Consider the following 18,102-nt stretch of genomic DNA (forward strand, 5'->3'; position numbering starts at 1 on the left):
CGGTGGCTGCGATGACGTCCCGTCACGAACGTCTGCGCGCGTTGGGCGTGACGCCGTATCGTCTGCGTTCATCACGCGACGCTGCGGCTGCACCGGAGTCGGCGCTGGTCGCTGCGGAGCCGGTGGCTGTCGGGACTGCGGCGACAAATTCATCAAATGCGGTCGTGCCCTGCGTGCTGCTGCTTCCGTCCGCGTGCTCGCCACGCACGCTGGATCTGATCGGTCGCTGCATGCATGCCTTCGGCGCCGATTTCGCGCGTGCCCCGCGCCTCGCCGTGGGCGAGTCCGGAACACTGGATACGCCGCCCGTTGCGCGCGCCTATCTGGCGTTTGGCGATGCGCAGGCCCGTGCGCTGGGCCACGTTCTTGATGCAGAGGTCATGCGCGCCGCCGAGATCGTGCTGCTCGATGTGCCGGATGCCTTGCATGCGGGCGGGGCGAAACGGCGATTGTGGCAGGCGCTGAAGGCGTTGCGCCGGCGTTTGCGTATGTACTGAGCGTTGCCCGTTCGGTTTTTTCTGGGCAGGCGGCGTCCGGCGTCGCATAATCGCCGCATGGCCGCCGTCGTCGCTCCCAATCTCCCGCGCATCCGCATGATGCGGCGCGAGGACCTTCCCCAGGTTTCCCTGATCGAACGGGAGGCCTATGAATTCCCCTGGAGTCCGGGGATCTTCCGCGATTGCATGAAGGCCGGTCACGCCTGTTGGGTGCTGGCCTGGCCGGGAGAAGTGGTGGGTTACGGCATTCTCTCTGCTGCCGCCGGGGAAGCGCACGTGCTCAACCTGTGTGTCGATCCGCAGCATCAGGGCATGGGCCACGGGCGACGCATGTTGCGGCGCTTGCTGGATCTGGCGCGCTGGCATGGCGCGTCGCGGGTGTTCCTGGAAGTGCGTCCCTCGAACGAAGCGGCGCACAAGTTGTATCTCGACCACGATTTCGTCGAAATCGGTCGCCGGCCGCGTTATTACCCCGCGGAGAAGGGGCGCGAGGATGCCATCGTGATGATGCACAAGCTGGCGCCCGACCAGCCCGACCAGCCCGACCAGCCCGGTTGAGCGCGTGCCGCGGTGCCGCATCCGGCTACAGAGCGGGGCGGATATTGAACCGAATTCGGCAATCGATGCGGATTCAGCCGCGACGTGGTCCGGCGGCTTCCTGGGCCGATGCGCAGTCCAGGCACAGCGCGATGACCGGGTCCATGCGCAGGCGGGCCTCGGCGATGCATTCACCGCAGACGGCGCATTCGCCATAGCGACCCTCTTCGACACGGCGCAGCGCGGCTTCGATGCGTTGCAGGGTCTGTTGGCGCCGGCGTTGTTCGGCTAGCGCCATCTGTTGTTGTTGCAGGGCGTCCATGCGCGAAAGACGGCCGACGGCGGCCTGGTCGAGTTCAACCGTGGCGCGTGCGTCGGCCGCGCCGGCATCCTCTGCGAGCAAGCGCTGACGCAGCTCGAGCAGTTGCCGACGGGCCGCGGCGGCGTCCATCAGGCGCCCAGGCGTTGCGCCTGTTCGCGCAGGGCGTCGCGCTGCGCGCTCCAGTCGGCCAGACGCTGGCGTTCCTGCTCGACGACCTCGGCCGGCGCGTTGTCGACGAAGCGGGCGTTGCCCAGCTTGCCTTCGCACTTGGCGATTTCCTTGCCGATACGCTCGATTTCCTTGTCCAGGCGCGCCTTCTCGGCGTCGAGATCGATCAGGCCAGCCAGCGGGATCAGTACGCGCAGGTTGCCGACCACGGCCGCAGCCGCGGCCGGTTCCTCGGTATCGGCATCCAGCCAGACAGGTGTCTCGGCGCGGCCTAGGAAGGCGATCTGCGTAGCGAACTTGGCCGCGCGGGTGCGATCGCTGGCGTCGCCATCGGCCAGCAGCAGCGGAATCGTCTTGCCCGGCGCGATGTTCATTTCCGCGCGGATCTTGCGCATGCCCGACAGCACGGCCTTGAACCACTCGATCTCAGCGCTGGCCTGGGTGTCGGCGTCGATGGCGGCGGCGTCCGGCCAGGGGCGGTCCATCAGGTGCTTTTCGCTCAGGCCCAGGCGCGGTGCGACCGACTGCCAGATTTCCTCGGTGATGAACGGAATGATCGGATGCAGCGCGCGCAGCACCGATTCCAGCACGTCCAGCAGGGTGCGGCGGGTCGAGGACGCGGCGGCTTCGTCGTCGCCTTGCAGCGCCGGCTTGGCCAGTTCCAGGAACCAGTCGCAGTACTCGTTCCAGACAAAGGCGTACAGGCTCTGTGCCAGGTGGTCGAAGCGGTAGTTGGCGAAGTGCTGTTCGGCCTCGGTCAGGGTCTGCTTCAGACGCGTGAGAATCCAGCGCTCGGCCTCGGTGACCGGTACGCCGGCGGGCGCGGCGATCTCGCCTTCGGGCAGGTTCATCAGCACGAAGCGGGCGGCGTTCCACAGCTTGTTGCAGAACGCCTTGTAGCCTTCGGCGCGACTGATGTCGAAGTTGATGGTGCGGCTGTAGCTGGCCAGCGCGGCGAAGGTGAAGCGCAGCGCGTCGGTGCCGATGGCCGGGATGCCGTCGGGGTAGTCCTTGCGGATGCGCTTCTCGACCTTGGCGCGCACCTGCGGGATCAGCAGCGACTTGGTGGACTTGGCCACCAGCGGTTCCAGTTCGATGCCGTCGATCAGGTCCAGCGGGTCCAGGGTGTTGCCCTTGGACTTGGACATCTTCTGGCCTTCGGCATCGCGCACGATGGCGTTGATGTAGACGGTGCGGAACGGCGCCTCGCCGACGAAGTACTTGGTCGCCATCACCATGCGCGCGACCCAGAAGAAGATGATGTCGAAGCCGGTGACCAGCACCGCGCTGGGCAGGAAGATCTTGTCCTGTTCCCAGTTCGCGACGACTTCGCCGCGCTCGTTCTTCACCGGCCCGTCGGCGGGCCAGCCGAGGGTCGAGAACGGCCACAGGGCGGAGCTGAACCAGGTGTCCAGTACGTCCTCGTCCTGGCGCAGCGCGCCGACCGGCGCGGTCTGGGCGTGGGCGCGCGCATCGGCCTCGTCCTCGCCGACGAAGATGTGGCCGGCCTCGTCATACCAGGCCGGAATGCGATGGCCCCACCACAGCTGGCGGCTGATGCACCAGTCCTGGATGTTCTCCAGCCACTGGGTGTAGGTGGTGGTCCAGTTCTCGGGCACGAAGTTGATCTGACCCGAGGTGACCGCTTCCAGCGCCGGTTCAGTGATGGCCTTGCGACCGCCCGGATGGCCGTCGGGCAGCGTGTCGGAGGTCAGGTCGACGAACCACTGATCGGTCAGCATCGGCTCGATCACGGCGTCCGAGCGCTGGCTGACCGGAACCTGCAGCTTGTGCGGCTTGGTCTCGACCAGCGCGCCCTCGGCCTCCAGGTCGGCCAGCACCGCCTTGCGTGCCTCGAAGCGATCCATGCCGCGGTATTTCTCGGGCGCGCTGTCGTTCACCTTCGCGTCCAGGGTGAAGATGTTCAGCGGCTCCAGCCCGTGGCGCTTGCCGATGTCGTAGTCGTTGAAGTCGTGCGCCGGGGTGATCTTCACGCAGCCGGTGCCGAACTCGCGGTCGACGTAGTCGTCGGCGATGACCGGGATCTCGCGCCCGACCAGCGGCAGTGTCAGCGTCTTGCCGACCAGGTGCGCGTAGCGCTCGTCCTCGGGGTGCACGGCCACGGCGACGTCGCCGAGCATGGTCTCCGGACGTGTGGTGGCGATGGTCACCGTCTCGTCGCTGCCGGACACCGGGTAGCGGATCGACCACATGTGGCCGTCGCGCTCGACGTTGTTGACCTCAAGATCGGACACCGCCGTGCCCAGCGCCGGGTCCCAGTTGACCAGGCGATTGCCGCGGTAGATCAGGCCGGCGCGGTACCACTCGATGAACACCTTGCGCACCGCGGCCGAGAGTCCCTCGTCCATGGTGAAGCGCTCGCGCGACCAGTCGGCGGCCACACCCAGACGGCGCATCTGGTTGGTGATGGTGGAGCCGGACTGCTCCTTCCACTGCCACACGCGCTCGACGAAGGACTCGCGGCCCAGCGCATGCTTGTCGGTGTCTTCCGCCGCCAGCTGATTCTCGACGATCTTCTGCGTGGCGATGCCTGCGTGGTCGCTGCCGACCTGCCACAGCGTGTTGTCGCCGCGCATGCGCCGATAGCGGATCAGCATGTCCATCACGGTCTGCTGGAACGCGTGGCCCATGTGCAGCGTGCCGGTGACATTGGGCGGCGGCAGCAGGATGCAGTAGGGGTCGCCCTGGCCGGTCGGCTTGAAGCAGCCGTCGGCTTCCCAGCGGGCGTACCACTTGGACTCGATCTGCGCGGGTTCGAAACTCTTTTCCATGGGCGGACTCGGGCGGGCGCCGGAAGTCCGGCGCGACGAAAGCGGGAAAAGTCCGTGATTGTACGGGGCTGGGCGCGCAGGCCCAAGCGGCGGATCTCAGCCGGGTTGCATGTCCGGCAGGGCGGCTTCATCCATGCGCATGGGTGGAGTCAGGTAATGCGAGCGCTGCACCGTGCTGATGCGCCAGACGATGCGGATATACATGCCTGCAGCCAACATGGAGAGTGCCATCCCGACCATTTCGATGTTGCTGGCGATCAACAGAGCCTGCATGTCCGTGCCGACTCCTTTCAGCATGGTCGATGCGATGCGGCTGGTTGCGCTGGCGGCGATATACGTGACCCACCAGGCCAGCAGGAGTGGCGGATTCTTGATTTGAGACCAGTTTTCGGGAGCGTGGCTGGCTTTCCAGACTTCGCGCATGCACTGATACCCGAGAACCAGGTTGGCGATTGGCACGAAAAAATAGCCAACCGTCCATCCGGGCGAATAATCGAGTCCCTGAGCGCCCAGCGCGCGGGTATTGCAGGCTGAACGGTAGAGCCAGACGCAGAACAGCACGACATTCACGACCCAGAGCAGGATCAGCGTTCCGTTGAGCGTAGTCTGCAGGGTGATGAGCGCGTGTACATGCGTGCGAAGCGCCATGGTTCGCGCCGCGTCGTGTTCGAGGACACCTCGAAACAGATGCGTCGTGTACAGATCGTCGCAGAGATTGACCAGCGTCAGAACGATGGCGGCCGCGGCCAACACGCAGGTCCAGATAGTCAGTCCACGCGTGTCCTTGAAATGGTAGTCCGTCATGTATATCCCCCTATCCTCAAGGGGATCATAGCGGAGCGCGGGTTCAGGCGCGGATGCGGCGTCCCGCTTCGTGCACGGTATCGACCAGCACCTTCACGTGTTCCGGGTCCACACCCGGCGTGACGCCGTGGCCGAGGTTGAACACATGGCCCGGATGCGGGCCGAAGGCGGTGATGGCGGCCTCGACCTCGCGGCGAATGATCTCCGGCGTGGCGTACAGGGCCGACGGGTCGAGGTTGCCCTGCAGTGCGACGTGTTCGCCGACGCGGCGACGGGCTTCGTCCAGACTGATGGTCCAGTCCAGTCCCAGTCCCGCGCAGCCGGTGCCGGCCAACGCTTCCAGGTGGCCGCTGGCGCCCTTGGAGAACAGCACGACGGGCAGGTTGGCGGCGTGCGCATCGTTTTTCAGCTGCTCGACGATGCGGGCCAGATAGCGCAGGGAGAATTCATGGAACATGCCCGGCGACAGCAGGCCGCCCCAGGTGTCGAACACCATCAGCGCCTGCGCGCCGGCCTCGGCCTGGGCGGCGAGGTAGGCGGCGACGGACTGCGCCAGTGTATCCAGCAACTGGTGCATCGCATCCGGATCGTTCCAGGCCAGTGCCTTCACGCGGGCGAAATCGCGCGAGCCCTGACCCTCGACCATGTAGCAGGCCAGCGTCCAGGGGCTGCCGGAGAAGCCGATCAGCGGCACGCGACCGTCGAGTTCGCGACGGATCAGGCGCACGGCGTCCATCACGTAGCGCAGTTCGCCATCCATGTCGGGCACGGTCAGGTTCGCGATGTCGGCGGCGCTGCGCAGCGGGCGCTCGAACTTCGGACCTTCGCCGGCGACGAAGGTCAGACCCAGCCCCATCGCGTCCGGGATGGTGAGGATGTCGGAGAACAGGATCGCCGCGTCCAGCTCGAAACGATCGAGCGGCTGCAGGGTGACCTCGCAAGCCAGCTCCGGGTTCTGCGCCAGGGCCATGAAGCTGCCGGCCTTCTCGCGCGTGGCGCGGTACTCCGGCAGGTAACGGCCCGCCTGCCGCATGATCCAAACGGGTGTGGTGTCGGTCGGCTGGCGGCGCAGGGCGCGCAGGAAGCGGTCGTTTTTCAGTTCGGTCATGCGCAACAGTCCGTGCGGCGGCGCGTCAGGCCGCGCCCTGGGTGAAGACCACGCGGAAACCGCGCTTGATCTGATTGTCGCGCGCCTTCTCGAAGGCGGCGATGGCTTCCTGATCGTCGAGGAAGACTTCGCGGCGCAGCGTGGAGCGGCCGCCTTGCTTGCCCGATTCGCGCAAAAGGATCCACCCGCCGAGCAGGTCCTGGTCCAGCGTCAGCTGCACGTAGCGCGGCGTTTCGCCGGATTCCGCATTGGTCTGCATGTAGATGCGCATGAACGACAGTCTGGACGGAGCGTGGGATGTAGCCGGTCATTGTAGAGCATGGCGCGACGGCCAGCGATCCGTGCGTGCGCACCGGCTTCGTCAGGGGTGACGCGTCACCCGCGATGGTCGAGTACGGCGCGCACGTTGGCCTCCGCCACGTCCGCGACGATCTCGGCGCGACCGATGCCGCGCCACAGGATCAGGCGCAGCCGGCCGCCGAGATTCTTCTTGTCCAGGCGCATGTGCGCGAGCAGCGCATCGCTGTCGAGTCCGGCAGGCGGCGTGACCGGAAGCTGCAGTGTTTGCAGCAGGTGCGCCAGACGCTCGCCGTCGGCCGCGTCGGCCATGCCCAGCCGCGCCGACAGTGCGGCCGCCTGGCACATGCCGATGGCCACGGCCTCGCCGTGCAGCAGCGTGCCGTAGCCGCACTCGGTCTCCAGCGCGTGGCCGAAGGTGTGGCCGAGGTTGAGCAGCGCGCGCTCGCCGCGCTCGGTCTCGTCGCGGGCGACGATGGCGGCCTTGTGCGCGCAGCAGCGGGCGATGGCCTTGGCGATGATGGTGTCGTCGCGCGCATTCAGGGCGTCGACATGTGCTTCCAGCCAGGTCAGGAAATCCGCATCGCCGAGCGCGCCGTACTTGACCACCTCGGCCAGTCCGGCTCGGTATTCCCGGTCGGGCAGGGTGGCCAGTGTGTCGGTGTCGGCGACCACGGCGCAGGGCTGATGGAAGGCGCCTACCAGATTCTTGCCGGCTTTCAGGTTGACGCCGGTCTTGCCGCCGACCGAGGAGTCGACCATGGCCAGCAGGGTGGTCGGCATCTGCAGGAAGTCGATGCCGCGCATCCAGCAGGCCGCGGCGAAGCCGGCGAGGTCGCCGATCACGCCGCCGCCGAGAGCGATCACGCAGGCGTCGCGCGAGGCGCCCATGTCGGCCAGCGCCTCGAACACGCGCTCGACGTGCGCCAGGTTCTTGAAGGATTCGCCGTCCGGTAGTGTGAGCGTTTGCGCCTGCAGGCCGTCGAGCTGTGTCATCACGCGCTGCAGATACAGCGGAGCCACGGTCTCGTTGCTGACCACCAGCACATGGCGGCCGTGGATGCGCGGTCGCCAGGCCTCGCCGGCGTCGAGCAGGCCGGGGCCGATGAGGATCGGATAGCTGCGGTCGCCGAGACCGACTTCCAGAGTGTGAGGAGCGTTCATGTAGGTAGCGGTTGCAGGCGTTGCCAGTGTTCGTCGATGCGCGTGCGACAGCGGGTGAAGGCGCGCAGCACGCGTTCGTTGTGGCCGGGAATCGCCAGTTCGGCAATCTCGGCGTAGAGCGGATTGCGGCGTTCGGCCATGTCCTGGAGGCGTTGCAGTCGGTCGACGCCGGCCAGCAGCGGCCGCGCGCGGTCGTACTGCAGGCGCTTGAGTTGCTGGTCGACGCTGGCCTGCAGCCAGATCACGAAGCCGCGGCGGCGCAGGTGCTCGCGGCTTTCCGCGGACAGGATCGCACCGGCGCCGGTGGCCAGCACCACGCCCGTGCGGCGGCTACACTCGTCGAGAATGATGGCTTCGCGATGTCGGAAGCCGGCCTCGCCCTCGATCTCGAAGATGGTGGAGACATCGACGCCGGTGTGTTCCTCGATCTCGCGGTCCAGGTCCAGGAAGGGCAGGCCATAATGGTCCGCAAGACGCCGCCCGATGGACGTCTTTCCGGCACCGGACGGGCCGATCAGGAACAGGTTCGACGAAGGGTTCATGTGACGATGCTAGCAGCCTCCGGAAAGGGACAGGATAGCCGTTCCGCGCGTGTGCTGATCGCCGGCTGCGGCGATGTCGGCAGCCGCGCGGCGTGTGTGTTGCGGGAGGCCGGGGCGGAGGTATTCGGTCTGCGGCGTTCGTCGAAACCGTTGCCCGCGGGTGTCGAGGCGATTCGCGCGGATCTGTCCGACCCGGCCAGCCTGGCCGCGTTGCCGGAGAACATCGATCGACTGGTGTATCTCCCCACGCCGGACAGCCGCACGCCGGAGGCCTACCGGCGCGTGTTCGTCGACGGACTGGAGCGACTGCTGGACGCGCTCGACACGGCGAAGCTTCAGCGCATCGTGTTCGTGTCTTCCAGCGCGGTCTACGGCGACCACGACGGCGATTGGGTCGACGAGGAAACGCCGCCACAGCCGCCGGGTTTCAACGGCGAGATCCTGCTGGAAGCGGAACATCGACTGGCTGCGCGAGGGCTTCCCGCGACGGTGCTGCGTCTGGCCGGCCTGTACGGTCCGGGGCGGGACGGGCTGCTGCGCCGCTTGCGTGCGGGCGAAGCGCGAGTACCGGTCACGCCGTTCTGGGCCAATCGCATCCATGTCGAGGATGCGGCGACGGCGATCGTTCATCTGCTTTCGCTGGATGCGCCCGAAGCGCTGTATCTCGGCGTCGACGACACGCCGCTCACGCTGGACGTGCTGTACGGCTTTCTTGCCGAGCAGCTCGGTGCACTGCCGCCGCCGACCGGCGATGCGCCTGCGGGCATCGGCAACAAGCGGCTCTCCAACGCGCGCTTGCGCGCCAGCGGTTTTGTGCCATGCTGGCCCGACGCGCGCCGGGGCTATTCGACGCTCATCTAGGCGCGCGGGCTGAAGTTCCACGGAGCGGGGGGATTCCGGCGGCTCGCCTCATCGCGGGCCGTTCCGCACGGGTAGGAGCATCGCCATGCAAGTCGCCAAGATCATCGAGTTGAGCGCGTCCTCGCCGAACGGCATCGAGGATGCCGTGCAGAGCGGGTTGAAGAAGGCTTCCGAGTCGGTCAAGGGCATCCAGGGCGCCTGGGTGAACGACATCAAGTGTGTCACTGACTCGGGCGGAACGATCAAGGAGTGGCGCGTGAACATGCGCGTCACCTTCGTCGTCGACTGACCGCTTTTTCCCGGAACGAGATCACGCGGCGCGCAGCATCCAGAGCGATCACGATGTCCGCGCGCGGCGGCAGCGTGCGCAGAGCGTGTCGGCTGAGGCGTTCGTAGTGCTGCATGAAACGCCGCAGCGCTGTCGTGTTCATGGCTTGCGGCGCGCCTCGCGCGCGCAGCGGCGCTTCGGCCTGAGCGCGCCAGCGGCAGACTGTGGGCCAGTCCGGTGCCTGCAGAAGAACCAGGGCGTCCAGGCGCTGCCACAGATCTTGCATGGCTTCGAGCGAATCGTTCGCGTAGCGACGCCAGCGACCATCGGCATCTTCGTCGCGTTCCAGCGCGTTCATGGACGTGCGCAGTGCCGCGTCCGATTGCGCGGGCACGCCGATGCACCAGCCTTCCAGCACGATCAGGCGAGGCGGCACGCGCACGCGAGGCCAGCGCGAGGGCGGGCGGCGCGTGTCGCGGCCCTTGTCGAAGCGGGGCAGCGCCACCGGGCGGTTCGCCGACGCCTCGGCCAAGGCATCCAGGGTGGTCCGCAGCAGGTCGAGGTCGTGGGTGCCGGGAACGCCGCGCGTGCGCAGCAGCGAGTGCACCCGCGCGGCCCGTTCCCGGCGTGCGCGACGTCCCAGGTAGACGTCGTCGAGCGAGAGGGTCTGTGCCGGCCAGCCGCGACCGCGGGCCTGACGCACCAGCGCGGCGGCGAGCGTGCTCTTGCCGCTGCCCTGCAGGCCGGAGAGACCGAGCAGAAAGGGATGCCGCGCGGCAAGAATGCGGCTGGACAAGGATTTCAGCAGCCGCTGCGCGAGGGCATCGGTCGCCGTGCTAGCATCTCGCTTTGGCATCGATCCCTTCCGATGGCTGCGCGTGCTTGCCAGCATAGCCGCGCCACGTTCTCAACGATATTCGCCACTCATGCTCAACGAAGAAATTCTCGCCACCTTCCGCGGTCTGCTCGAGGAAGCGCGTGGTTCGACCGACCCCGAACCGACCGCGATGAACCTGTCCACGGCCACGCCGGACGGGCGCGTGCACGGGCGCATCGTGCTGCTCAAGAGCGTAGACGAGCGTGGTTTCCGCTTCTACACGAACTACGAGAGCGCCAAGGCCGAGCAGATCGCCGAGCACCCGCAGGTGGCGCTGACGTTCCACTGGAAGCACGTGCGCGATGGCGTGCAGGTGCGCGTGCAGGGGCGCGCCGAACGACTGCCCGAGGCCGAGTCGGACGCCTATTTTGCCGGTCGTCCGCGCGGCAGCCAGATTGGCGCGTGGGCGTCGCTGCAGTCGCGTCCGCTGCCCGATCGCGCGACCTTCGAGGCGCGGGTGGCCCAGTACGAACAGGAATTCGAGGGCCGCGACGTGCCGCGTCCGCCGCACTGGGGCGGCTACCTCGTGGTCGCCGACAGCATCGAGTTCTGGTACGCCGGTGAATTCCGTCTGCACGAACGCGTGCGCTGGCAGCGCATGGGCAAGACCTGGACATCCAGCCTGCTGTATCCGTGAGCGACCCGTTCCCGCAACGCATCGTCTGCCTGACCGAGGAACCGACCGAGACGCTGTACGCGCTCGGCGAACAGGCGCGCATCGTGGGCATTTCCGGGTTCACCGTGCGCCCGCCGGAGGCGCGCAAGGAGAAACCCAAGGTCTCGGCGTTCACCAGCGCCAAGGTGGATCGCATTCTGGCGCTGGAGCCGGATCTGGCGATCGGCTTCTCCGACATTCAGGCCGACATCGCGCAGGCGCTCATCAAGGCCGGCGTCGAGGTGTGGATCAGCAATCACCGCAGCGTCGAAGGCATTCTCGGCTACATCCGGCGTCTCGGCGGGATGGTCGGCGTGTCCGGCAAGGCCGATGCCTACGCGGCGCGCGCCGAGGCCCACATCGCTTCCGTGCGCGAGGCTGCGGCGGCGCTGCCGCGACGGCCCCGGGTCTATTTCGAGGAATGGGACGAGCCGGCCATCAGCGGCATCCGCTGGGTCGCCGAATTGATCCGGATCGCCGGCGGCGACGACATCTTTCCCGAACTCGCCGCCGAGTCGCTGGCGAAGCACCGCATCCTGGCCCATTCCGCCGAGGCGGCGCGCCGCGCGCCGGACATCGTTATCGGGTCGTGGTGCGGCAAGCGTTTCCGCCCGGAGAAGGTCGCGCAGCGGCCGGGCTGGGCGGACGTGCCGGCGGTGCGTGACGGCGAACTGCACGAAGTGAAGTCGCCGATCATCCTGCAGCCGGGGCCGGCAGCCTTGTTCGACGGTCTGGACGCGCTGCACGCGATCATCCGGCGCTGGGCGGAGCGCCACGCCTGACGCGCCGGTTGGCGAACTCAGTCGACCGCGAACGTATGCTGGAACTGGATGTGCTGCGAAGCCGCGCCGCGCGGCGTGACGTCCAGATCGAAGCGCAGCGTGCCGCTGTGGCGGATCGTGAACGTGCCCAGGTAGGAAATGCCGTTGTCGTCCTTCACTTCGCGCACCCGGATCCGCACGGGTGAACCGTTCTCGGTCATGGCCCGTGCTGTGATGTCGGCGGGTAGGCTGGTTTCCGTACCATCCTTGCCGCGCGTGATCAGCACGTTCAGCAAACCTTGGCGACGGTCGTGCGCGACGCCGAGCTGTTTCGCCGAAGCTGCCGGCAGGGCTGTTGCCGGCAGCGCGTTGTAGCGGATCTTCAGGTCGCCCTTCGTCCATACGCCCTTCCCGGCGATGGCTGCGAGGGGCAGCAGGCCGAGGGCGATCAGGGCCAGCGTGTTGCGTAGGCGGATGGGGCGCATGGGTGCATTCCGGTTTGCGGACGAGGCCTCATGGTACGCCGATGCGACGCGTCGGGGCGTTCAGCCGCCGAGCACCATGCGGCCGGCAAGGCCGATCAGCGGGCCGGCGACGAGGATGCGCAGCAGCATCAGGATCAGGATCGCCACCATCGGCGAGAAATCCAGGCCACCCAGTGTGGGCATGCGCCGACGCAACGGACGCATCGGAGGTTCCACCAGCTGCGCCACGAAACGCAGCAGCGGGTGGCCCGGGTCGCCGCCGAGCAGGCTGGCCAGCGACCACACGAAGATCAGCACGATATAGATCAGCAGGAACAGATCGAGCAGCTGACCGAAGCCCAGCAGCAACCAGCCTGCCGGGTTGGGCAGGCCACCGGCGAGCAGGAATTCCAGGCCCAGCTTGACCAGTTCCGCCAGCCAGGCCACCGCGATGGCCGCGAAATTGATGCGACGCCAATTGCGCAGCACGCGGCGCGCCGGCGCCAGTACCGGGTTGGTGCTGCGGTAGACGAACTGGCTGATCGGGTTGTGGAACTGCACGCCCCAGGCTTCGGCCAGCAGGCGCAGCAGGAACAGCGTGGCCACGGCCCCGAAGGCGAATTCGAGGATCAGTTGGGCGGCCTGCAGAAAGTAGCTCATGGGCGTGCGTTTCCGGAGTCAGTCAGTCGTTTTCTCGGGCCAGCGCCGCGCCGCGCTCGGCGCAGGCGTCCACGGCGCGCGCCACGATCTGGCGGATGCCGTCGCCGTTAAGGCTTTCCAGCGCGGCCTGCGTGGTGCCGTTGGGCGAGGTCACGCGCTTGCGCAGGGCATCGGGCGATTCGCCGCTCTCGACCATCATGCGCCCCGCACCCATGCAGGTCTGCGCCGCCAGCTTGCGCGCGGTCTCGCGCGGCAGGCCGCGGGCCACGGCGGCGTCTTCCAACGCCTCGACCAGCAGGAAGTAGTAGGCCGGCGCGGAGCCGGCGATGCCGGTGACGGTATCGATCTGGGCTTCGTCCTCGACCCAGGCCGTGACGCCGGCGGTCTGCAGCAGGGTTTCGGCCTGCTCGCGCTGCGTGGCGTCGACCTTTTCCGTGGCGTACAGGCCGGTCGCGCCCGCGCCGATCAGTGATGGCGTGTTGGGCATGCAGCGCACCACGGCGGTGCCCTCGCCGAGCCAGCGCTGCAGCTGGTCGGTGCGGATGCCCGCGGCGATGGAGACGATCAGCGGCTTCGCGGCGGCGACCGCCTCGGCCAGTTCCTTGCACACGCCGGGCAGGATCTGCGGCTTGACCGCCAGTACCACGATCTCGGCGTCGGCGACCGCATCCTTGCCGTCAGCGAAGGTGCGTACGCCAAAGTCGCGTTCCAGTTCCTCGCGGGCTTCCTCGCGTGGTTCGGCGATGGCGATCTGCTTCGGTTCGACGCCGGTGCCGATCAATCCTCCGACCAGGCTTCGTGCCATGTTGCCGCCGCCGATGAAGGTGATGTTCTGCATGCCGTGACTCCTCGTGTGACCGTGTTTCGACCGCCGTCGCCGCACGCATCGCCGAAGCCTTCAGGATGAGGTCGGCATGCTGCGCGACAGCGTGGAATACACCAGAGTATCTGGATTGGGGACGAGGTCCCAAATCGCATGTTGCGCTGCGGTACATCCGCGCACACACGCATCGTGCCCGTGGTTATACTGAACACATGATTCAGACCGTCGGCGTGACCGCCGGTCGACCGCCAAGAAATGTCTCCGCTAGGGGGAGTCTGCATGGACATTGCCGAACTGCTGGCCTTTTCGGTCAAGAACAAGGCCTCGGACTTGCATCTGTCCGCCGGTCTGCCGCCGATGATCCGCGTCGACGGCGACGTACGCCGCATCAACACGCCGGCCTTCGACCACAAGCAAGTGCACGCGTTGATGTACGACATCATGTCGGACAAGCAGCGTCGCGATTACGAGGAATTTCTCGAGGTCGACTTCTCGTTCGAGATCCCCGGCCTGGCGCGTTTCCGCGTCAACGCCTTCAACCAGCAGCGCGGCGCGGCGGCGGTGTTCCGTACCATTCCGTCGGAAGTGCTGACGCTGGAGGATCTGGGCTGTCCGCCGATTTTCCGCGAACTGATCGAGCAGCCGCAGGGCTTGATCCTGGTCACCGGCCCAACCGGTTCGGGCAAGTCGACCACGCTGGCGGCGATGATCGACCACATCAACAAGAACGAATACGGTCACGTGCTCTCGGTCGAGGACCCGATCGAATTCGTGCACACCTCGCAGAAGTGCCTGATCAACCAGCGCGAAGTGCATCGCGACACGCACGGCTTCAACGAGGCACTGCGTTCGGCACTGCGCGAGGATCCTGACTTCATCCTGGTCGGCGAGCTGCGCGATCTGGAGACCATCCGCCTGGCGCTGACCGCCGCGGAGACGGGCCATCTGGTGTTCGCCACGCTGCATACCAGTTCGGCGGCCAAGACCATCGACCGCATCATCGACGTGTTCCCGTCGGGCGAGAAGCCGATGGTGCGCTCGATGCTGTCCGAGTCGCTGCGCGCGGTCATCGCGCAGTCGCTGTTGAAGAAGGTCGGCGGCGGTCGTATCGCGGCGCACGAGATCATGGTCGGCATTCCCGCCATCCGCAACTTGATCCGCGAGGACAAGGTCGCGCAGATGTACTCGGCGATCCAGACCGGACAGCAGCATGGCATGCAGACGCTTGACCAGTGCCTGCAGGATCTGGTCAAGCGCGGCGTGGTTACGCGCGAGAACGCCCGCAGCTACGCCAAGAACAAGGAAATCTTCCGCTGATTCCACGCGTGGTCGGTGTCCCGAATCCGGCCACGTGAACGCACTACACTCGGGGCACAATCCAAGCGAGCGGGGCGCCGGCCTCGCCGCGCGGCGCAGCGACCCACAAGCGTGCTGCGTCGAACGGCAAACCGGTTCTCGCGGGAGCCTTCATCATGGCCGAAATCGACTTTTCCTCCTTCCTCAAGCTGATGGTGCACAAGAAGGCCTCGGACCTTTTCATCACCGCCGGCGTATCGCCCTCCATCAAGGTCAACGGACGGATCGTGCCGGTGACCCAGCAGCCGCTCACCGCGCAGCAGTCGCGCGACATGGTGCTCAACATCATGACGCCCAACCAGCGCGAGGAGTTCGAGAAGACCCACGAGTGCCAGTTCGCGATCTCCGCGCAGGGCGTGGGCCGTTTCCGTGTGTCGTGCTTCTACCAGCGCAACTGCGTGGGCATGGTGCTGCGCCGCATCGAGAGCAAGATTCCGACCACCGACGAGCTGGGTTTGCCGCCGATCATCAAGCAGCTGGCGATGACCAAGCGCGGCATCATCATCTTCGTCGGCGCGACCGGTACCGGTAAGTCGACCTCGCTGGCGGCGATGGTCGGCCATCGCAACCAGAATTCGACCGGGCACATCATCACCATCGAGGATCCGATCGAATACGTGCACAAGCACGAGGGCTGCATCATCACGCAGCGCGAGGTCGGTATCGACACCGAATCCTGGGGCAACGCGCTGAAGAACACGCTGCGCCAGGCGCCGGACGTGATCCTGATCGGCGAGGTGCGTACCCGCGAGACGATGGAACACGCGATCAACTTCGCCGAGACCGGCCACCTGTGCCTGTGCACCCTGCATGCCAACAACGCCAACCAGGCCATCGACCGCATCATCCACTTCTTCCCCGAGGATCGTCGCCAGCAGCTGTTCATGGATCTGTCGCTGAACCTCAAGGGCATCGTTGCGCAGCAGCTGATCCCGACGCCGGATGGCAAGGCGCGTCGGGTGGCGATGGAAGTCCTGCTTGGCACGCCGCTGGTGCAGGATTTCATCCGTCAGGGCGATGTGCACAAGCTCAAGGACGTGATGAAGGAGTCGAACAACCTGGGCATGAAGACCTTCGATCAGGCCCTGGTGGAGCTGTATCACGCCGGCGAGATCAGCTACGAGGACGCGCTGCGTCACGCCGACAGCGCCAACGAGGTGCGTCTGAAGATCAAGCTGTCGCAGGGCGGCGACGCCAACAGCCTCAGTCAGGGCATGGACGGCGTGGAGTTGGTCGAGTCCGAAGAAGACCGCGTGCATCGTTTCTGAGTGGCGTCGCGGACGCGCGGCCAGCCGCCGCGGAACATGAAAAAGGGCGCCTAGGCGCCCTTTTTCATGTCGAACGTGCAGCGAGATTCAGTGGCGTTGCACGTCCACATCGACGGTGATGCCCTTGTCGTCCGCATGGAACTTCTCGGCGATGTTGTCGATGTGCTCGGCCTGCTCCTTCAGCTGCTGCATGCGCTGGGCCATCTCCTGGGCCTGCTTGGCCGCGTTCGGATCCTTGTTCTGGGCGGCCGCGTGCTGCATCGGCCCAATGACCTTGTCGGTCATCGCGTTGACCCACTTGCGATACATGTCGCCGTTCAAGCGGAACGCAGCGAGTGCGCCGGCAGCTTTGCCGGAGGCCTTCATGTCGCGGGTCAGATGCTGGTCTTCACCCGTGCCGACGGCGATTGCGAGCAGATGGTCGGTCATGGCGACCCAGGCGGGTTCGCCGCCAGCCTTCTGGGTCAGGTCGGCGGGCAGCGCGACGGGCTTGCCGTCCTTCTCCAGCTTCATCTGACTCAACGGCGGTGCGGCCATCTGTGCCATGGCCAGCATGCCTTCCGGGTTGTCCGAGGCGATCAGCAGGCGTCCGGCGATCTTCGGCATCTTGCTGTCGCTGTCCGAGGTCGGCATGTCGAAACGGTCGATCATCACGCGCAGACCGCGCAGATCGTTGACCGGCGGCACGGCCGTCTTCTGCACGGCCATGCGCAGTTTGGCGAAGCCGTCATTGAGCTTGGTCAGGGCCGGGCAGGTGAATGGTTTGGCGGATACCGCATCGGCCTGTGCCATCCAGAAGGCGCGGAATTCCTTGACGGGCAGGGCGATGGCCAGGTCGAGCGGTGCCGGCGCGTTGCCGCTCAGACCGGGAAGGCCGACGTCGATGCTTGCGAACGTCTTGGCAATGTCCGGCGCCAGCGCGACGTTGACGCGGTAGCCGATGTGTTCCGGTTTCAGCTTGGTCAGGCCGAAGCTGATCATCGGCATGCGCGCCGCCATGCGGTCGAAATCGGCCTTGCAGCTGGCCGGAAGCTTGGTGGCCGCGTCCGGTGAGCTGGCCAGAAGCGCCTTGAGCATCGGGTCCTTCTCGCCTGCGATCAGGGCCGGGAGCTGACGGAAATCGACGTAGCTCGCGGCGTACGGCTGATAGCCCTCAGCGTCGATAAGCTTCTTCAGCTTGCCGCTGTCCTCGATGCTCCGGGCGGGGTGCTTGAGGCCCAGCGCCAGGCGCATCATGGCTTCATCGGCGTTGGCCGGGAGCAGGGCGAGCACCGCCTGCTTGTTGCGCTCGGCGGTCAGGAACCGCAGTTTCGCGTTCTTGCCGAAGTCGGCGTACTGATAGGTGACGTTGTCCAACGTGGCTTTCGACAACGAGGTGCCCAGCGCTTTCTCGATGCGACCGACGAATGCCTGGAACGCCGCCGGATCGCTGAGCTGGACGCGCATGACCGGGCTCAGGCCCAGGCCGTAGAACGCGGAGCGGCCATCCGGATCAAGGCCCATGTGGCGAATGCTCTGTTCCATGGTGCGGCCGTCGAATTCATCCGCGAATACGTCGAGCAGCGCGGCGACTTTCGGGTCCTTCTCTTTCAGCTTGGCCGCAGTCTGGTGCATCTGTGCGACCTGCATCGGCAGTTGCTGATCGGCCTGCTTGTATATGGCCGCCCGCATGTCGGCATCCATGGGCTGGATGTTGGCGAGCAGATACGGCGTGTCGTTCGGCACGTACGAGAGTGGCGTGTCGGATGGCTTGTGACTGCATGCGGCGAGCGTGGCGACAAGCAGTGCGCCGCCGATCGCGAAGCGTTTCCCTTTCATGTGTTACCCCCATGGATCGAATGGTCCCTGCCCGCATTATGCATGCGGGTCATGGGACAA

20 protein-coding genes are annotated in these 18,102 nt (G+C 66.5%); 8 read left to right on the plus strand and 12 right to left on the minus strand.

All coding sequences use genetic code 11. The features are described 5' to 3' along the window. Window positions 1–11 precede the first annotated feature (11 nt). Window positions 12–497, plus strand: a complete 486-nt coding sequence (locus BTJ49_RS06270) for a hypothetical protein (protein WP_113064482.1) — start codon at window positions 12–14, stop codon at window positions 495–497. A gap of 57 nt (window positions 498–554) precedes the next feature. After that, on the plus strand, window positions 555–1,055 hold the full coding sequence (rimI, locus tag BTJ49_RS06275; RefSeq protein ID WP_113064483.1) for a ribosomal protein S18-alanine N-acetyltransferase: 501 nt from the start codon (window positions 555–557) through the stop codon (window positions 1,053–1,055). A 73-nt stretch (window positions 1,056–1,128) separates the two neighbouring features. Here the strand turns inward: rimI and BTJ49_RS06280 are convergent, their stop codons facing one another. The 7 genes from BTJ49_RS06280 to BTJ49_RS06310 all read right to left on the minus strand — a co-directional run bounded on the left by BTJ49_RS06280 (window position 1,129) and on the right by BTJ49_RS06310 (window position 8,231). Beyond that, on the minus strand, window positions 1,129–1,485 hold the full coding sequence (locus tag BTJ49_RS06280) for a TraR/DksA C4-type zinc finger protein (RefSeq protein WP_113064484.1): 357 nt from the start codon (window positions 1,483–1,485) through the stop codon (window positions 1,129–1,131). Further along, window positions 1,485–4,316: a valine--tRNA ligase gene (locus BTJ49_RS06285; RefSeq protein WP_113064485.1), complete on the minus strand. Its 2,832-nt coding sequence runs from the start codon at window positions 4,314–4,316 to the stop codon at window positions 1,485–1,487. The genes BTJ49_RS06280 and BTJ49_RS06285 overlap by 1 nt, the downstream gene beginning before the upstream one ends. Window positions 4,317–4,412: 96 nt before the next feature. Then, entirely contained in the window at window positions 4,413–5,066 is a 654-nt protein-coding gene (locus BTJ49_RS06290; RefSeq protein ID WP_168184687.1) for a DUF4328 domain-containing protein, read from the minus strand. Between the two features lie 97 nt (window positions 5,067–5,163). Next, window positions 5,164–6,228: a uroporphyrinogen decarboxylase gene (gene hemE / locus BTJ49_RS06295; RefSeq protein WP_113064487.1), complete on the minus strand. Its 1,065-nt coding sequence runs from the start codon at window positions 6,226–6,228 to the stop codon at window positions 5,164–5,166. Window positions 6,229–6,253: 25 nt separating this feature from the next. Continuing rightward, on the minus strand, window positions 6,254–6,499 hold the full coding sequence (locus BTJ49_RS06300) for a WGR domain-containing protein (protein ID WP_113064488.1): 246 nt from the start codon (window positions 6,497–6,499) through the stop codon (window positions 6,254–6,256). A 104-nt stretch (window positions 6,500–6,603) separates the two neighbouring features. Continuing rightward, the gene (gene aroB / locus BTJ49_RS06305) at window positions 6,604–7,689 is read right to left on the minus strand and encodes a 3-dehydroquinate synthase (protein WP_113064489.1); all 1,086 of its coding nucleotides are present in this window, start codon (window positions 7,687–7,689) and stop codon (window positions 6,604–6,606) included. Further along, on the minus strand, window positions 7,686–8,231 hold the full coding sequence (locus tag BTJ49_RS06310) for a shikimate kinase (RefSeq protein WP_113064490.1): 546 nt from the start codon (window positions 8,229–8,231) through the stop codon (window positions 7,686–7,688). The genes aroB and BTJ49_RS06310 overlap by 4 nt, the downstream gene beginning before the upstream one ends. A gap of 6 nt (window positions 8,232–8,237) precedes the next feature. On the opposite strand from BTJ49_RS06310, the gene BTJ49_RS06315 reads away from it, so the two are divergent. Continuing rightward, on the plus strand, window positions 8,238–9,092 hold the full coding sequence (locus BTJ49_RS06315; RefSeq protein WP_113064595.1) for an SDR family oxidoreductase: 855 nt from the start codon (window positions 8,238–8,240) through the stop codon (window positions 9,090–9,092). 85 nt (window positions 9,093–9,177) lie between these two features. Continuing rightward, window positions 9,178–9,381, plus strand: a complete 204-nt coding sequence (locus BTJ49_RS06320) for a dodecin family protein (protein WP_113064491.1) — start codon at window positions 9,178–9,180, stop codon at window positions 9,379–9,381. On the opposite strand, the gene BTJ49_RS06325 is transcribed toward BTJ49_RS06320, so the two are convergent. Next, window positions 9,362–10,216 carry a kinase gene (locus BTJ49_RS06325; RefSeq protein WP_113064596.1) on the minus strand — a complete coding sequence of 285 codons (855 nt, stop codon included), beginning with the start codon at window positions 10,214–10,216 and terminating at the stop codon, window positions 9,362–9,364. The two genes, BTJ49_RS06320 and BTJ49_RS06325, sit on opposite strands and share 20 nt — an antisense overlap. A gap of 70 nt (window positions 10,217–10,286) precedes the next feature. Here BTJ49_RS06325 and pdxH point away from each other — a divergent pair, with 70 nt between their 5' ends. Next, complete coding sequence (gene pdxH / locus BTJ49_RS06330; RefSeq protein WP_113064492.1) at window positions 10,287–10,874, plus strand: pyridoxamine 5'-phosphate oxidase; 588 nt, start codon at window positions 10,287–10,289, stop codon at window positions 10,872–10,874. Then, window positions 10,871–11,674 (plus strand): ABC transporter substrate-binding protein, encoded by an 804-nt coding sequence (locus BTJ49_RS06335; RefSeq protein WP_113064493.1) that lies wholly within the window; start codon window positions 10,871–10,873, stop codon window positions 11,672–11,674. Before pdxH ends, BTJ49_RS06335 begins: the two co-directional genes overlap by 4 nt. A 17-nt stretch (window positions 11,675–11,691) precedes the next feature. Here the strand turns inward: BTJ49_RS06335 and BTJ49_RS06340 are convergent, their stop codons facing one another. The 3 genes from BTJ49_RS06340 to proC are packed head-to-tail and all read right to left on the minus strand — an operon-like array spanning window position 11,692 to window position 13,615. After that, on the minus strand, window positions 11,692–12,138 hold the full coding sequence (locus BTJ49_RS06340; RefSeq protein ID WP_113064494.1) for a DUF4426 domain-containing protein: 447 nt from the start codon (window positions 12,136–12,138) through the stop codon (window positions 11,692–11,694). 60 nt (window positions 12,139–12,198) lie between these two features. Further along, the gene (locus tag BTJ49_RS06345; protein WP_113064495.1) at window positions 12,199–12,777 is read right to left on the minus strand and encodes a YggT family protein; all 579 of its coding nucleotides are present in this window, start codon (window positions 12,775–12,777) and stop codon (window positions 12,199–12,201) included. A 22-nt stretch (window positions 12,778–12,799) separates the two neighbouring features. Continuing rightward, window positions 12,800–13,615: a pyrroline-5-carboxylate reductase gene (gene proC / locus BTJ49_RS06350; protein ID WP_113064496.1), complete on the minus strand. Its 816-nt coding sequence runs from the start codon at window positions 13,613–13,615 to the stop codon at window positions 12,800–12,802. 264 nt (window positions 13,616–13,879) lie between these two features. Here proC and BTJ49_RS06355 point away from each other — a divergent pair, with 264 nt between their 5' ends. Then, complete coding sequence (locus BTJ49_RS06355; protein WP_113064497.1) at window positions 13,880–14,917, plus strand: type IV pilus twitching motility protein PilT; 1,038 nt, start codon at window positions 13,880–13,882, stop codon at window positions 14,915–14,917. Between the two features lie 155 nt (window positions 14,918–15,072). Next, on the plus strand, window positions 15,073–16,224 hold the full coding sequence (locus BTJ49_RS06360) for a PilT/PilU family type 4a pilus ATPase (RefSeq protein WP_113064498.1): 1,152 nt from the start codon (window positions 15,073–15,075) through the stop codon (window positions 16,222–16,224). A gap of 87 nt (window positions 16,225–16,311) precedes the next feature. On the opposite strand, the gene BTJ49_RS06365 is transcribed toward BTJ49_RS06360, so the two are convergent. Beyond that, window positions 16,312–18,042 (minus strand): hypothetical protein, encoded by a 1,731-nt coding sequence (locus tag BTJ49_RS06365; protein ID WP_113064499.1) that lies wholly within the window; start codon window positions 18,040–18,042, stop codon window positions 16,312–16,314. Between the last annotated feature and the right edge of the window lie 60 nt (window positions 18,043–18,102).

The sequence above is a fragment of the Oleiagrimonas sp. MCCC 1A03011 genome, from assembly GCF_003267965.1.
Taxonomy (GTDB): Bacteria; Pseudomonadota; Gammaproteobacteria; order Xanthomonadales; family Rhodanobacteraceae; genus Oleiagrimonas; species Oleiagrimonas citrea.

Coding starts and splice junctions, on each gene's coding strand:
- BTJ49_RS06355 (WP_113064497.1), top strand. CDS start 13,880: ATGGACATTGCCGAACTGCTGGCCTTTTCGGTCAAGAACAAGGCCTCG.
- BTJ49_RS06360 (WP_113064498.1), top strand. CDS start 15,073: ATGGCCGAAATCGACTTTTCCTCCTTCCTCAAGCTGATGGTGCACAAG.
- BTJ49_RS06315 (WP_113064595.1), top strand. CDS start 8,238: ATGCTAGCAGCCTCCGGAAAGGGACAGGATAGCCGTTCCGCGCGTGTG.
- BTJ49_RS06285 (WP_113064485.1), bottom strand. CDS start 4,316: ATGGAAAAGAGTTTCGAACCCGCGCAGATCGAGTCCAAGTGGTACGCC.
- BTJ49_RS06300 (WP_113064488.1), bottom strand. CDS start 6,499: ATGCGCATCTACATGCAGACCAATGCGGAATCCGGCGAAACGCCGCGC.
- BTJ49_RS06270 (WP_113064482.1), top strand. CDS start 12: ATGACGTCCCGTCACGAACGTCTGCGCGCGTTGGGCGTGACGCCGTAT.
- rimI (WP_113064483.1), top strand. CDS start 555: ATGGCCGCCGTCGTCGCTCCCAATCTCCCGCGCATCCGCATGATGCGG.
- BTJ49_RS06365 (WP_113064499.1), bottom strand. CDS start 18,042: ATGAAAGGGAAACGCTTCGCGATCGGCGGCGCACTGCTTGTCGCCACG.
- BTJ49_RS06320 (WP_113064491.1), top strand. CDS start 9,178: ATGCAAGTCGCCAAGATCATCGAGTTGAGCGCGTCCTCGCCGAACGGC.
- BTJ49_RS06325 (WP_113064596.1), bottom strand. CDS start 10,216: ATGCCAAAGCGAGATGCTAGCACGGCGACCGATGCCCTCGCGCAGCGG.
- BTJ49_RS06310 (WP_113064490.1), bottom strand. CDS start 8,231: ATGAACCCTTCGTCGAACCTGTTCCTGATCGGCCCGTCCGGTGCCGGA.
- BTJ49_RS06340 (WP_113064494.1), bottom strand. CDS start 12,138: ATGCGCCCCATCCGCCTACGCAACACGCTGGCCCTGATCGCCCTCGGC.
- proC (WP_113064496.1), bottom strand. CDS start 13,615: ATGCAGAACATCACCTTCATCGGCGGCGGCAACATGGCACGAAGCCTG.
- BTJ49_RS06345 (WP_113064495.1), bottom strand. CDS start 12,777: ATGAGCTACTTTCTGCAGGCCGCCCAACTGATCCTCGAATTCGCCTTC.
- aroB (WP_113064489.1), bottom strand. CDS start 7,689: ATGAACGCTCCTCACACTCTGGAAGTCGGTCTCGGCGACCGCAGCTAT.
- BTJ49_RS06280 (WP_113064484.1), bottom strand. CDS start 1,485: ATGGACGCCGCCGCGGCCCGTCGGCAACTGCTCGAGCTGCGTCAGCGC.
- pdxH (WP_113064492.1), top strand. CDS start 10,287: ATGCTCAACGAAGAAATTCTCGCCACCTTCCGCGGTCTGCTCGAGGAA.
- hemE (WP_113064487.1), bottom strand. CDS start 6,228: ATGACCGAACTGAAAAACGACCGCTTCCTGCGCGCCCTGCGCCGCCAG.